This is a genomic window from Bacteroides sp. 519 (assembly GCF_010500955.1).
Taxonomy (GTDB): domain Bacteria; phylum Bacteroidota; class Bacteroidia; order Bacteroidales; family Bacteroidaceae; genus Bacteroides.
Genome location: NZ_QVMJ01000003.1, coordinates 272,145 through 287,050 on the forward strand (window position 1 = coordinate 272,145; position 14,906 = coordinate 287,050).

The 14,906-nt window shown below is 40.0% G+C and carries 13 protein-coding genes; 2 read left to right on the forward strand and 11 right to left on the reverse strand.

Annotated features, from left to right (window positions below; all coding sequences use genetic code 11):
• Window positions 1–2: 2 nt before the first annotated feature.
• The 6 genes from deoC to D0T85_RS04180 are packed head-to-tail and all read right to left on the reverse strand — an operon-like array spanning window position 3 to window position 5,249.
• A complete protein-coding gene (deoC, locus tag D0T85_RS04155) occupies window positions 3–692 on the reverse strand; it encodes a deoxyribose-phosphate aldolase (protein WP_163210542.1) in 690 nt (229 codons plus the stop codon).
• An 11-nt stretch (window positions 693–703) separates the two neighbouring features.
• On the reverse strand, window positions 704–1,738 hold the full coding sequence (locus D0T85_RS04160) for a zinc-binding dehydrogenase (protein WP_163210544.1): 1,035 nt from the start codon (window positions 1,736–1,738) through the stop codon (window positions 704–706).
• A gap of 23 nt (window positions 1,739–1,761) precedes the next feature.
• Window positions 1,762–3,285, reverse strand: coding sequence for a xylulokinase (gene xylB, locus D0T85_RS04165; RefSeq protein WP_163210546.1), 1,524 nt, complete (start codon window positions 3,283–3,285; stop codon window positions 1,762–1,764).
• A gap of 10 nt (window positions 3,286–3,295) precedes the next feature.
• A complete protein-coding gene (locus D0T85_RS04170) occupies window positions 3,296–3,775 on the reverse strand; it encodes a hypothetical protein (RefSeq protein ID WP_163210548.1) in 480 nt (159 codons plus the stop codon).
• Complete coding sequence (locus D0T85_RS04175) at window positions 3,772–4,152, reverse strand: electron transporter RnfD (protein ID WP_163210550.1); 381 nt, start codon at window positions 4,150–4,152, stop codon at window positions 3,772–3,774. The genes D0T85_RS04170 and D0T85_RS04175 overlap by 4 nt, the downstream gene beginning before the upstream one ends.
• Before the next feature lie 14 nt (window positions 4,153–4,166).
• Window positions 4,167–5,249: an SMP-30/gluconolactonase/LRE family protein gene (locus tag D0T85_RS04180; RefSeq protein ID WP_163210552.1), complete on the reverse strand. Its 1,083-nt coding sequence runs from the start codon at window positions 5,247–5,249 to the stop codon at window positions 4,167–4,169.
• Between the two features lie 193 nt (window positions 5,250–5,442).
• Between D0T85_RS04180 and D0T85_RS04185 the strand changes: the two genes are divergently transcribed.
• A complete protein-coding gene (locus D0T85_RS04185) occupies window positions 5,443–6,555 on the forward strand; it encodes a leucine-rich repeat domain-containing protein (protein WP_163210554.1) in 1,113 nt (370 codons plus the stop codon).
• A 49-nt stretch (window positions 6,556–6,604) separates the two neighbouring features.
• On the opposite strand, the gene D0T85_RS04190 is transcribed toward D0T85_RS04185, so the two are convergent.
• The 3 genes from D0T85_RS04190 to D0T85_RS04200 form a co-directional block, all read right to left on the reverse strand.
• Entirely contained in the window at window positions 6,605–7,321 is a 717-nt protein-coding gene (locus tag D0T85_RS04190) for a hypothetical protein (protein WP_163210556.1), read from the reverse strand.
• A 140-nt stretch (window positions 7,322–7,461) separates the two neighbouring features.
• A complete protein-coding gene (locus tag D0T85_RS04195) occupies window positions 7,462–8,064 on the reverse strand; it encodes an FKBP-type peptidyl-prolyl cis-trans isomerase (RefSeq protein WP_163210557.1) in 603 nt (200 codons plus the stop codon).
• A 10-nt stretch (window positions 8,065–8,074) separates the two neighbouring features.
• Window positions 8,075–9,616: a glycine--tRNA ligase gene (locus D0T85_RS04200; RefSeq protein ID WP_163210559.1), complete on the reverse strand. Its 1,542-nt coding sequence runs from the start codon at window positions 9,614–9,616 to the stop codon at window positions 8,075–8,077.
• 322 nt (window positions 9,617–9,938) lie between these two features.
• Between D0T85_RS04200 and D0T85_RS04205 the strand changes: the two genes are divergently transcribed.
• Complete coding sequence (locus D0T85_RS04205; protein WP_163210562.1) at window positions 9,939–12,581, forward strand: DNA gyrase/topoisomerase IV subunit A; 2,643 nt, start codon at window positions 9,939–9,941, stop codon at window positions 12,579–12,581.
• A 474-nt stretch (window positions 12,582–13,055) separates the two neighbouring features.
• Here D0T85_RS04205 and D0T85_RS04210 read toward each other — a convergent pair whose 3' ends face one another.
• Both D0T85_RS04210 and ftsZ read right to left on the reverse strand, forming a co-directional pair.
• Window positions 13,056–13,505 (reverse strand): GatB/YqeY domain-containing protein, encoded by a 450-nt coding sequence (locus D0T85_RS04210; RefSeq protein ID WP_163210564.1) that lies wholly within the window; start codon window positions 13,503–13,505, stop codon window positions 13,056–13,058.
• A 106-nt stretch (window positions 13,506–13,611) separates the two neighbouring features.
• Window positions 13,612–14,898, reverse strand: coding sequence for a cell division protein FtsZ (ftsZ, locus tag D0T85_RS04215; protein ID WP_163210566.1), 1,287 nt, complete (start codon window positions 14,896–14,898; stop codon window positions 13,612–13,614).
• Window positions 14,899–14,906 lie beyond the last annotated feature (8 nt).

Here is a 14,906-nt window from a genome sequence, read left to right on the forward strand (position 1 = left end):
CATTATAAATTCTTATACGATTCTACAATGGATACTCCGCTTGAAGTCCCTATACGTGTGGCTCCGGCATTAATCATAGCCAGCGCTGTATCCAAATCGCGTATTCCTCCCGATGCTTTTACACCAATGGTGGAACCAACCACACTACGCATTAATTCTACATCGTGTACTGTTGCACCTGCTGTGCCAAATCCTGTGGAAGTTTTTACAAAATCAACTCCGGCTGCTTTGGCTATGCAACATACGGTTTCTTTTTCTGCATCTGTCAGATAACAAGTTTCGAGTATAACCTTGCAAATAACTCCTTTAGGTTTACAGATGGAAACCATGTCTTCGATTTCTTTTTGCACAATATCTAACTGTCCTTTTTGCAAAGCACGTATATTGATAACCGTATCTATTTCGGTTGCACCTTTTTCAATAGCATCACGGGTTTCGAATGCTTTACATTCTACTGTTGTTTGCCCTAAAGGAAAGCCAATGGCTGCACCCACTCGTACTTTGCTATCTTTCAACAGGCGGACACATGTAGCCACTTCAGCAGGATTGATGGCAACCATCGCAAAACCATATTGGTTAGCTTCGGCACATAATTTATTGATGTCGGCAACTGTGCCAAATGGTTTCAGAAATGTATGGTCTATCATTCCGGCTAACTCTTCTACCAAGAGTTTGTTTTTTATTTGTTCCATATTATATCTTATTAAAATGTTAATATTGCTTTGATTACTTCGTTTCTTTTAATGGCTTCAAAAGCTTCATGTATTTCGTTTATTCTGAAGCGATGAGATATAAAATCTGATGCTGATAATTTACCTTCGCGTACCCACTTCGACAAGGTTGCCATAGCAGTTCTTTCTTCCGATCGGGTAGGCCACTGGTGCATGTAAAGGTTAAAGTTGTAAGGGGCTTTTGTTAAATCAAGTTGTGGGCTTTTGGTCATTACACCATACACACATATATCGCCTGCCATTTTTAGCAGAGATAATCCTGTATTTACAATAGATTCCAATCCAACTGCATCTATAACAGTATCGTACGAACGGTTGGTTTGACGAATAAATTCTTCGCATTCCACTTCCTTAGATGTATAGGTATTATCAGCACCCATTTTTTTAGCTATCACAAGCTTTTCGGGATTCTGGTCTACGATATCTATCTGCCCTAAACCAAATAGTTTTCCTAATTTAACAAAGCTAAGTCCAACCGGACCCGACCCAAATACCAAAACTTTCTTGCTGGGCATTAAATGAAAATCGTTGAATGCACCAAGAATTTCGCGCCAGGTACAAGCTATAACTGCTTCTTCGGGCTGAATATCCTGTGGTACTCGGTTCTGAATTTCGAAACTGTCCCAGCAACCTTGTTCGGGAGTTGCAAGTCCTTCTTCTTTTAGCACATCGAAGTCGTTAACTACTACATATTCGCTAAAACCACCCCATGCACTGTGCAAACCTTCTTCTTGAAACGAAGATATCAGTCCGCCGATTACACGATCGCCCACTGCAAAGTTTTTTACCTTATTTCCTATTTCTACTACAATGCCAACATTTTCGTGCCCCAAAGCTATCGGATAGTTTTCTTGTTTGGGAAAAGTGCCTGTAATCAGTTTCCTGTCTGTAGCATTGCAAAAAGCCATCATCTCGGTTTTTACTAATGCTTGATAAGGCGATAATACAGGTGTTTTCACTTCTTTAATTTCGATTGTTCCTGGTTTTGTTACAATTACACTTTTCATTTTGGGTTGTCAGATTGAATTATTCATAATTTAAGTTCTGCAATTTCTTTATATACTCCGTTTAAAGCAAAATAAGTATGGTCAAACACAGACATCAGGCTTTTGTATTTTTCCACATTTTTGGCAATAGGCGTTACTGTTTTTTCGATACGGATAAAACGGTCGATAATGCTGAAATCTTTAAATAGTCCCGACCCGATTCCAGCAAGTACAGCTGCCCCCATCGAAGTAGCTTCTTCCAAATAGTTGGGTATTTTTATTTCAGCTTCGTAAATATCAGCCATCATTTGCTGCCAAATAGGATTTTTAGCACCTCCACCAATAACGGTAATGGTGTTGATAGGTATATGATTGCGGAAAATATTTACTATATATCCTAAATTCAATGTGATTCCCTCCATTACTGCACGTAGCATATCACTATGTTTATGGTTAACAGTTAAACCAACAAATGCACCTTTTGCGTCTACATTCCAACGAGGACTACGTTCTCCCATCAGATAGGGAAGGAACAACAATTTATTTGCACCTAAAGGTGATTTTCTTATTTGCTCGTCTATCAGTTCATATACATCTTTCCCTGTTAATTTAGCTTGTTGTAATTCATCTTTGCATAGCTGGTTTACCATCCACAAATAAGATGCTCCGGCGGTTTGCATGGTTCCCGAAGGATGCAACATGCCGGGTACCACGTGTGCCCAGTTCATCGTTCTTCTTTGGTTATCTACAATAGGTTTATCTACTGTTAGTGCTACCCACGAAGATGAACCGAGATAGTTATAGGTAGACCCCGGAGAAATACAACCAACTCCCACTCCTGCACAACTGCCGTCACCACCTCCACAAATAACAGGGGTGCCTGCCCGAAGTCCTGTTTCTTTGGCTGCTTCACTTATTACTTCTCCAATAACATCGACAGAGGAACGTACTTCGGGAAAAAGAGACATGCTTAAACCGGCTTTCTCAATAATTTCTTCACTCCATTGCCATGTATTCAGGTCATAGGCATTTGTTCCCGAAGCATCAGAGGGGTCAGTTGCTATTGTACCGCAAAGACGGAAATTGATATAGTCTTTTGCGTTCAGCATTTTATCTGTTTTTGCAAATATGTCGGGTTCATTCTCTCGTATCCACATCAGTTTTTCTATCGAATAAGATGCGCTGATACGATGCCCTGTTATTCTATAAAAATGATTTACATCTATTTTTTCTGCAAGAAATTCTTCTTCCTTTATTGAGCGTTGGTCACAGTATAGCAAATGGTTACGAAGTGGGTTTCCTTTTTTATCTACACAAAGACAGCCCATCATCTGACCACTGAGGGCTATTCCGGCAATATCATTTGCCGAAACGTTTTTCAGTAGTACCTGTGTAGTTTCCACGATTGCTTTCCACCAATCGAGAGGATTCTGTTCGGCACGATTCCCCTCCATATAATAAGTAGGGTATGTTGCTACACAAGAAGAAACTAGTGTGCCATCTTCGTCGAACAGGGTTGCTTTATTGCCGCTTGTCCCTAAATCGTGCGCGATAATATATTTAGCCATCTCTATTTTATTATAAAATTGCGTTTGTATATCCGGTCAATCCAACTAAAACACCTCCGGTGATTCCTCCAAGAATGATTACCACCCATCGGGGTATCATTTCCACAATCAAGCCTTTTCGGGTTCCTTTTGGCGCGCACAATGTATCGGCAAATACAAAACCCATTGCAATGGCAAATCCCATATCTACCCATGGCGCACTACCTCTTGCTCCTTGATGAATAAGTCCGAATTGCATCGGCAGGTTTTCGATATCTGTTAATAAACTTGTCGAAAAACCGTATCCAGGTAACTTGTGGTTTACAATCCAGAATGTGCCTATTATCAGAGCCGCAGCTACAAAACCGCCTTTCGCTCCCATATCTTTTACCAGTTTGGGCCAGCACATTAATACTGCAAATGTAACGGCAAACGCACCGAAGATGCTGGTAATAATCCCAGCATGGTACATGCCCAAAAAATCATTGTATGTATTTAACCATTCGTTCATACTGCATCCTCCTTTGCTGAACGTGTTTGACATGAACGAATAACCCAGACTGCAATTCCTGCCAATGCACCACCAGTCAAGCAACAAAGCAATGTAGGTACAGCCAAAAAGAAAGCCGACAAATCGCCTTGGAAACGAACAATGCCCCATGCAATTCCGGCAGCACCAATACACCAACCCTGATCAAGCCATATCTTACCTTGAGGATTGAGAATTGCTCCATGATAATGATTCATGTACCACATAATGCCAATAATTAGTGCAGCTGCAAGCCACCCACCCATCAGCCCATAAGTTTTCCAGAGTTCGGGCCAGATGCCAAATGAGAAACCTCCGCATATTGCAGAGCCACAGAATGTTGATAAATATTTTTTCATGATATGATCGTGTTTTATTTTAAAGATAGTTTAGCAAGCGTAAAAGGTTTGTCGTGTTTTGTATTTACCTTATCGGGCCCCGTTACAATATCGAAACAAGATACAATAAGCATTCCATTCCAAACAATAGGCTCGCCCGGCTGATCTAATCCACCGTTACTACCATCGCAATCGGGGCTTTGAGCTATACGCTGTATTTTACCGTTTTTGTTGATACATGCAACTGCATTTTCCGAGAAATCGGCTACCCATATATTTCCATCGTCGTCCATGCAAATACCATCCGTTGTACGGAGTTGTGTAAGGTCTTGCGCCCATACATCATTGCTAATAACCTCTCCGTTTTTGTTCATGCTGATTTTATGAATGGCTCCGTCGCCGAAATTGCCAACATACAGATTGCCTTCTCTATCGAAAACAAGTCCATCAAGACCATATTGCACTTCTTTATTCTGAGTAACAACGGTTGTTAACAAATTCTTATCATTCTGTGTATTGGTTACCTGTATATCTTTGTCATTCATATCAAAACAATATACCCCGCTAACTAACAAACCAGAAGACACCTTGATGTTGGTAAGAGAACTTTGAGTGACATACAATTTACCATTTCGTATGCGTATTCCATTAGGATGTTCCATACCTGTAGCTACTTCAATAGTTTCTTTTACATTATTATCATGGTCGAATTTTATGCGCAATATCCGTCCTTTGTCTTTCGCTTTTTCCGCACCACTCCAAGCTTGATTGTCGCAGATAAAGAGATCTCCTTCATCATTGAAAGCAATACCCATAGGAGCCGCCCAGCCAGTTTCGAGCAAAACAGGAACATCAAACCATTTGCTCACATTTCGGTTCTTATCGATTCGGACAATGCATGCAGGTTGCAACAGGTCGGCAAAATTCGGGCAAGCCAAAATCAAATCACCGTTTGGCGCTATTGCCATCCCATCGGGGGTGGGGCAATAATGGGGTAACTCAACAAATAATTCACTTTTTTGAGGCAAAAGCTCAGTATTAGAACTCTTATTTGCTAGATTGCAGCTGTACAACCCCAATACTAAAAAGATAAATAAAGGATAAATGCTTATTTTCATAACATCAGTTTTATGTGATTGATGCCCTTCGAGGCTTTTCAACCTTAAAATTATACAGAAAAGAATGGGCGTTTGTACAGTATCCAGACAAAAGAGCACACTTGTGCTAAAAAGTACTTTCTTGGCAGGAATACATACTTTTGTATTATCTTTGCACACACGAACTGCGATTAAATATAATAAGAACATATATATGACAGCCAGAAAGAAATCTCACATTCTACTATTAATCATTGCTATTATTTGCACAACATCTTGTGGAACAAAAAGGGCAGGAAACATTAATGCGCAATCGGTTGTGGTTGAATACACCTTCTATACAGATACAATTGTTAAAGACACCATTGAAGAGGTTGAAGAGTGTATTGAACTTATAAGCATCGAACCTGTAACGTTATGCCGGGAAACAGATAGTCTTGCCTTGGTAGACATCTACATTGCTAACCCACAAAGCAGAAAACACCTGAAAAACTGGAACAGCTATATGCCTTTAGACCAATGGGAATTTGTTACCCTATCAGAGGAAACCGATGAAAACGGCGAATACCGGGTGAATGGTCTTTATATAATGGAAGCAGAGCTAAACACAATACCCTTAACCAATTTCCTATTATCGAAGTTAGAATATCTGTATCTGATAGGCAATAATATTGCGCATCTACCCAAAGAGATCTGCGACTTGAGCGAGTTAAAAGATTTAGCTGTGGGAAGCAATCAACTAAAAGCTCTCCCTCAGGATATTGGTAACCTTACAAAATTAACTGAATTAAGTTTTGGAATTAATAAGGTAAAACGATTGCCGGATAGCTTTGTTTTACTGAAAAACCTAACAAAATTGATAGCTGATAATAATCTGCTAGAAGAATTGCCAAGCGATTTTGGACTGTTAGAGAACTTGACCTTTGTAAATTTGCATCACAACAAATTAGTAACTCTACCTGATATCAGCAATCTAAAGAAACTTGAGCATCTGTATGTCGAGAATAATCTGTTAGAATCACTGCCCACAAGTATTGGAGATCTACACAACTTACAACAATTTTGTGCAGACAACAATCAATTAACAGTGATACCCGAAGGTATTGGCAATTTAAAGCAACTACAATGGTTAACTCTTAGGAAAAACAAATTAACCACCATACCTGCAAGTATTGGAAACTTAAAGAAGTTAGAATTCTTGCTTTTGGATGAGAACAGACTGAGTGGAGCTCTCCCGGAAGGAATTCTTAAGATAAACAATCTTGTTATTTACCCACAGCGCGATGAAAAAGGAAATCAAATAGAAAATCCTTTTTCGAATTTGTAATTGCGCTAAAAAGAGGTATCCCACAATGGGATAGCCTCTTTATTAAGTATCAAAATGAATTTTTTACTCCATACATTACATTCACGGATGAAATCCTATTATCCCAATTTTTTTTCTTAAGACCAAGAAAACCGGTTCTATATGTATAATTCTTAAGATTAGGAATGTTTTTTATGGGAGAACTCCCCCACTGGGTAATGACATCAAAAGATAAACTTTTCCCTTTATGGTTCTCGTTTTGATAAAAAACGACAGTTATGTTTCCGACATAACTTTCCATCTTCACTGAGCTTGCCTTGTCGTTCAAATAAGAACCTGTCAGGTTATTATATATTGTTAGTGAAGGTGCACGCCATACATTGGTGATAGAACGGGTTGCACCTGTATAATTTGCATTCTCATACAACACTATTTTACAGGCATTTGAATAACTTCTTGTACTAATATCAACAGTGCTATCAGCTTTCAACTCTTTGATGCTCCTAAAAATTTCTTGGTTGGCATAATAAGAAACACTTTCATCTGCATTTATGTGAGTAACCAACTCAGGCTCATTATCCATCTCATTAATTAATTTTTCCATTTCTACATCTTCAAACACGACTGTTGAATCAGAGTTAAAACGATATTTTACAGAGTGAGCAATTCCATTGTACTGAAAATCTAATATTTGATACTCTTCATTCACTGCAGGAATTGATTCAGTAATTTCATTAGAGCATGCTAATGAGAAAAAAGGAAATAGAATAAGAATAATTTTTTTCATCGTATCTTTTAATTTGTATTAAACATTGATGCGAAATTAAAAATTAATTTCAAATCATCAAAAAAATCATCAAAAAAAACGTCAAATATAACACAGAAACAGAATAAGTGTTGAATTTAGACAGAAAGATACAAGGTGTATCAATACTCTACACTCACCAAAGTTATATCAAATATAAGTGTTGAATAAGCAGGGATACTACCATAATCAGAAGTTCCATACCCACTTTGATAAGGTATATATACTTCCCACCGCGCACCTGGATACATCCTTTGAAGAGCTTCTCGAAATCCATTCCGCAATCCACTCTCATTAATAAAGAAATCAGTTGCAGTGTCAAAACTAGGATCTGGATCGTCTCCACTGAAATTTGAGTCAAAAGCTCCTACTTCTTTCCACAATCGGGTATAGTATTTTTCTTTTGAAAGACCAAATATAGCCTCATCAATAAGGATACCACGATAATAGGCTTTTGCAGTACTGGTCAAGAAAGGCCTTTGCTGACTTTTATCTCCTTCTTCTATCACCTTATAAAATATCTTCACCCTTTGATCTCTACTATCCGGAAAACATTGTAACTCACCCAAAGGATTTGCATCAAACACCTGCTGCAACGAATCCACAAAAGCTTCATTACGCGCCTTCCAATCGTGATATTTGTCAACCTCCTCTGTTTCGTCGCAAGCAACGAAAGCTACAACCATCAACAGTACTAAAGGTAATAAATAGATTTTTCTTTTCATAATAAGGTTTTTACATTAAAGTCTTTAATAAACTGGCAATGCTTACTCTGTCGGCTATAATACCGCTGAGGTCGGCTATTGCTACACGCTCCTGTTGCATTGTATCGCGGTTACGGAGTGTTACACTATTATCTTCCAGCGTTTGATGATCTACAGTTACACAGTAAGGAGTACCAATGGCATCCTGACGACGGTAACGTTTACCAATACTGTCCTTTTCATCGTATTGACAATGGAACTGGAACTTAAGAGAGTCGATAATTTCGCGGGCTTTCTCGGGTAATCCGTCTTTCTTCACCAAAGGCATAACTGCCAGTTTTACTGGTGCAAGCGGTGCAGGAAGTTTAAGTACAACACGCGATTCGCCGTTATCCAATGTTTCTTCGCAATACGAAGCAGCAAGTACACTTAAGAACATACGGTCTACCCCGATACTTGTTTCAACTACATACGGAACATACGATTCGTTTAGTTCGGTATCGAAGTATTTGATGTTTTTACCTGAGAATTTTTCGTGCTGACTTAAATCGAAGTCGGTACGCGAGTGAATACCTTCTACTTCTTTGAAACCAAAAGGCATCAGGAATTCAATATCGGTAGCAGCATTGGCATAATGAGCCAACTTATCATGATCGTGATAACGGTAGCTGCCATCTCCAAAGCCCAGGGCTTTATGCCATTTCAAGCGAAGTTCTTTCCATTTGGCAAACCAGTCGAGTTCTGTTCCAGGACGTACAAAGAACTGCATCTCCATCTGTTCGAACTCGCGCATGCGGAAGATAAACTGACGGGCTACTATCTCGTTACGGAATGCTTTTCCTATTTGGGCAATACCAAAAGGAATCTTCATACGACCGGTTTTCTGCACATTGAGGTAGTTAACAAATATACCTTGCGCTGTTTCCGGACGAAGATAAACCTTCATAGCACCATCGGCAGTCGATCCCATTTCGGTAGAGAACATCAGGTTGAACTGGCGTACTTCTGTCCAGTTCTTAGTGCCGGATATAGGGCAAACTATTTCTTCATCTACTATGATCTGGCGAAGTTCTTCCAAATCCGAATCGTTCAATGCTTTAGCAAAACGGGTATGCAGAGCATCTCTTTTGGCCTGAATATCGAGTACACGACCATTGGTAGAACGGAATTGAGCTTCATCAAAAGCCTCACCAAATCTTTTTGCCGCTTTGGCTACTTCTTTGTTGGCTTTATCGTCGTACTTAGCCAACTGATCTTCAATAAGAACATCGGCACGGTAGCGTTTTTTAGAATCTTTATTGTCAATCAACGGATCATTGAAAGCATCAACGTGCCCCGAAGCTTTCCAAATGGTTGGGTGCATAAATATAGCAGAGTCAATCCCTACAATATTTTCGTGCAGAAGTACCATACTGTCCCACCAATATTTCTTAATATTGTTTTTCAGTTCAACTCCCATCTGCCCATAATCGTACACAGCGCCCAAACCATCGTATATTTCGCTGGAAGGAAAAACAAAACCATACTCTTTGCTGTGTGATACCAATTTCTTGAAAACGTCTTCTTGTGCCATAAAATTAATGAGTTAATGCGGCAATATGCCAATGTGCCAATTAATTGGCTAATAATTATCTGATTAATGACTTTATTTCTTGAATTAAATATATAATGCGCAGCCATTGGCACATTGGCACATTGGCATATTACCACATTATTATCCTGCAAAGTAAATGCTTTTTTTCAATTTAATTCGTATTTTTGCCTTCACATCTTACTATATAGCTGTAAAAAACTTAATTTGTTGTTAAAAGACTAGCTAGTAGCTAGTAGTTAGTAACCAGTAGCAAGCCGCATGGATACTAGCTACTAACTACTAGCTACTAACTACTATCTTTATGAGTGACGAGATAAACGAAACAGAAGATCTACCAAATTACAAACCCTCGGGAACGCCCGAGGAAGCACCCAAACATCAACTTAGCGGAATGTACCAGAGCTGGTTTCTGGATTATGCATCGTATGTAATACTTGAACGCGCAGTGCCACATATTAACGATGGCTTTAAACCTGTGCAACGACGTATATTACACTCGATGAAACGTATGGACGATGGACGCTACAATAAAGTGGCAAATATTGTAGGGCATACCATGCAGTTTCATCCGCATGGCGACCAATCCATTGGTGATGCGCTGGTACAACTTGGACAAAAGGATATATTGGTAGACTGTCAGGGAAACTGGGGTAACATACTAACCGGCGACGGAGCGGCTGCACCCCGATACATTGAGGCACGTTTATCGAAATTTGCGCTCGAAGTTGTATTTAATCCTAAAACCACCGAATGGAAAGCATCTTACGACGGCCGTAACAAAGAGCCGGTAACGCTTCCTGTAAAGTTCCCACTTTTGTTAGCACAGGGAGTTGAAGGTATTGCGGTAGGACTTTCCTCTAAAATACTTCCGCATAACTTCAATGAGTTGTGCGATGCTGCCATCAGTTACCTCAAAGGCGAAGAGTTTACATTATACCCCGACTTCCAAACGGGCGGTTCCATCGACGTTTCTAAATACAATGATGGCGAACGTGGTGGTAGTGTAAAAGTAAGGGCAAAGATTGATAAACTGGATAATAAAACACTTATTATCCGGGAGATTCCTTACGGGAAAACAACCTCAACAGTTATTGATTCAATTCTTAAAGCTGTTGATAAAGGAAAAATCAAGGTTAAAAAGGTAGATGATAATACAGCTGCCGATGTTGAAATCCTGGTTCATCTGGCACCCGGAGTATCATCGGATAAAACAATTGATGCACTATATGCCTTTACCGATTGCGAAACCAGCATATCACCCAACTGTTGTGTTATTGATGATAACAAACCACACTTTCTCGCTGTAAGCGATGTACTTAAAAAGTCGGCAGATAATACACTGGCCTTGCTTCGGCAGGAACTGGAAATACAAAAAGCCGAACTGGAAGAAAGCCTCCACTTTGCTTCGCTCGAAAAGATCTTTATCGAAGAACGGATATACAAGGATAAAGAGTTCGAAGAAGCCAAAAACATGGATGTTGCCTGTGCCCATATCGACAGTCGGTTGGCTCCGTTTTATCCCCAATTCATCCGCGAAGTTACTAAGGACGATATCCTTAAGCTGATGGAAATTAAGATGGGACGTATTCTTAAGTTCAACTCCGAGAAATCGGATGAGGCCATTGCCAAGATGAAGAACGAAATTGCAAAGATTGAAGATCATCTGGCTAACATTGTAAGGTACACCACCGACTGGTTCCGTTCGCTGAAAAAGAAATATGGCGAAGGTTTTCCACGCCGTACCGAACTGCGCAATTTCGACACCATTGAAGCTGCCAAAGTTGTTGAAGCAAACGAGAAATTATACATCAACCGCGAAGAAGGTTTTATGGGAACTAGTCTTAAAAAGGACGAATTCATCGCAAACTGTTCCGATCTGGATGATGTTATTATCTTCTACCGCAGCGGAAAATACATTGTAACCCCGGTTGCCGAGAAGAAATTTATCGGTAAAAACATTCTCTACATCAATATATTCAAAAAGAATGATAACCGTACCATTTACAATGCTACTTATAGGGATGGAGAAACCGGAGTTCAGTATATAAAACGTTTTGCGGTTACTGCAATGACCCGCGACAGGGAGTACGACCTAACTCAGGGAACACCCAACTCTAAAGTTACTTACTTCAGTGCAAACCCCAATGGTGAGGCCGAGGTTATTAAAGTAACCTTGAAACCAAATCCACGCATCAGGAAGATTATATTTGAAAAAGATTTCGGTGAAATCGAGATAAAAGGCAGACAGGCACGTGGTAATATACTTACCAAGAACGATGTTCATAAGATTGCACTTAAACAAAAGGGCGGTTCAACGCTGGGCGGACGAAAAGTTTGGTTCGACCGTGACATCCTGCGCCTGAACTATGATGGACGGGGCGAATATCTTGGAGAATTCCAAAGCAACGACAGCATCTTGATTGTGCTTAACAATGGCGAGTTCTATACTACCAACTTCGACCTGAGCAACCATTATGATAATAATGTGAGCATTGTTGAGAAGTTCGATTCGTCTAAAACATGGACAGCTGCACTGTATGATGCCGATCAGCAGAATTACCCATACATTAAACGATTTAGTTTTGAAGCCAGCAGCAAGAAACTGAATTACATGGGCGATAATCCTAAAAACCAACTGATTCTGCTTACCGATGAGGCTTATCCGCGCTTTGAAGTGATCTTTGGTGGAAACGATAGTTTCCGCGAACCGCTGGTTATTGATGCAGAAGAGTTTATTGGTGTGAAGAGCTATAAGGCTAAAGGTAAACGTATTACCACATTTGCGGTGAGTACAATTAACGAAATTGAACCATTACGCACACCCGAGCCTAAAGAAGAAAATGAGCCAAACGAACCCGATGAGCCGGAAATACTTGATCCTGATAGCGGAAAGAGCGATGGTGATATCATTGACGAAATTACAGGGCAAATGAAATTATTCTGAAAACAGCAAAAAAGGGTGATACGCAAAAGAACACGTATCACCCTTTTTTTATTCAATTGATTGGTTTTAGGCGAAGAAAAAAATTCTTTCAAATCCTCCTGCTTTGTTTAATCATTTTACAGCTGCTTAAAGCGGCTAAAATGAAGAATTGCTTAACTCAACCCCTTCCATATACACCACAAGGCCGATTTTATAGCTCGTTTTCAAAATGCTGCATTTTGCATTGATGAAATGCTGCATTTCGTTTAATCAAAATGCTGCATTTCGAAAGAGTGAAATGCTGCATTTTGAAACAACGATTTGCTGCATAAAAAACAGTAACGATTTATGGATGGATATAATTAAACATATTGTTAAGCATACTTTTGCTATATAGCAAAGCAATCCCGGTCTATATAGCACAAGCCCCTTGGTCTATATAGCACGGACCCCTTGAGCTATATAGCACAGATCCCTTGAGCTATATAGCAAATTCTATCCCAGCAGTTCTTTTACCTTAGCCGATATAGCACGTCCTTCGGCCAATCCAGCTAGTTTTTTACTGGCTACACCCATCACCTTGCCCATGTCTTTAGCATCGGTAGCACCGGTTTCGGCAATAATTTCTTTCAGGGCAGCTTCTAGTTCTTCGGGGCTCATTTGTTGGGGCAGATAAGCTTCCATAACTTTAACCTGTGCCAATTCGGCTTCGGCCAAGTCTTGACGCCCTTGTTTCTGGTATATATCGGCAGAGTCTTTTCCCTGTTTCACCAGTTTCTGAATAATTTTCAGGGCAGCATCATCTGTTAATGTATCGTTTGCTCCCGGAGCTGTTTTTGCTTCGATAAAGAATTTCTTTACGTTTCTCAATGTTTCCAAGGCTACTTTATCTTTTGCCTTCATTGCGTTTTTAATGTCTTCGCTGACTTTATCAAATAAATCCATATTTAAGTTTTTTAGTTTTTTAGTTCTTGAGTTTTTTAGTTCTTGAGTTCTTGAGTTTGTTTATGACGCACAGTCTTAAAAACTCAGAAACTCAAAAACTTAAAAACTAAAATGTGATTACCCCACTAAAATCTCCTGAGTTATTCTCTTGTTCGGGCACTCCACCGTTTTTAGCTTTCTCTTTAATTTTGCTGAGAGTTGCTTTATCGCGCATATAGGTTGGGGTTTCTTCAACCATGGCGATTATATCATCGTTATCCAGATCGTCGGGGGTGAAAAGAAAGATATGACGTTTTCTTATTCTGATGCGTTGTGGCCCTACCAATCCTCTGTACACCTCGTCTATTCTTCGTTGGTTGAGTTCTTCACGTTCTTCCTCTTCCTGGCTTTTTGCCCGCATTGCTTCCTCGCCGGCAAAGTCTTTCACTTCGAATCCCGAAGCCAGAATGGTAATCTTCACCTGTTCTTTCAAGGTATTGTCTAAAGCATATCCCCAAATGAACTTCACATCCGAATTCAACCTACTCATGAAATCATTGATGGCTGTAACCTCTTCCATCATAAAGTTTGCCTCTTCCGAGAAAGTGAGGTTTATAAGTACCTTTTGTGCATTTACAATATCTGTATCGTTCAGCAAAGGAGAATGAAGTGCATCTTGTATGGCTTTTTCTACCCGGTTCTCGCCTTCGCCTAATCCGGTACTGATAATAGCAACACCACTTTCTTTCAGGGTTGTGCACACATCGGCAAAGTCCAGATTCATAATGCCTCGCTCGGTTATTATCTCAACAATACTTCTTGCTGCTACCGATAGTGTGCTATCGGCTTTCTTAAAAGCATTTACAAAAGTAAGGTCCGAGTAAATGGCCCGCAAGCGTTCATTATTGATAATCATCAATGCATCAACGTTTTGCCTTATCTGTTCTACACCTTCAATGGCCTGAATAATTTTTTCTCTTGCTTCAAAAAGGAAAGGAATGGTAACAATACCAACAGTGAGTAGTCCCATCTCTTTGGCAATCCGGGCAACTATAGGGGCAGCTCCTGTACCTGTTCCTCCCCCCATACCGGCTGTAATAAACACCATCTGGGTTCCATCATTCAGCAACTTTCTTATTTCATCTTCACTCTCTTCGGCAGCTTCACGGGCTTTAGGGGGATGGCTTCCAGCACCCAGCCCACGTGTGGTATTTGGCCCCAACTGTACTTTAGTTGGTACGGGCGATTCGGCCAATGCCTGATTGTCGGTATTACATAAAGCAAATGTAACACCATCTATACCCTCCCTGTACATGTGGTTGACAGCGTTGCCTCCACCTCCTCCAACACCAATAACCTTGATGATTTTGGGAGCGTTTGTGGGGAATTCAAATTCTGCTAACTTATCTGTCATATTGTATT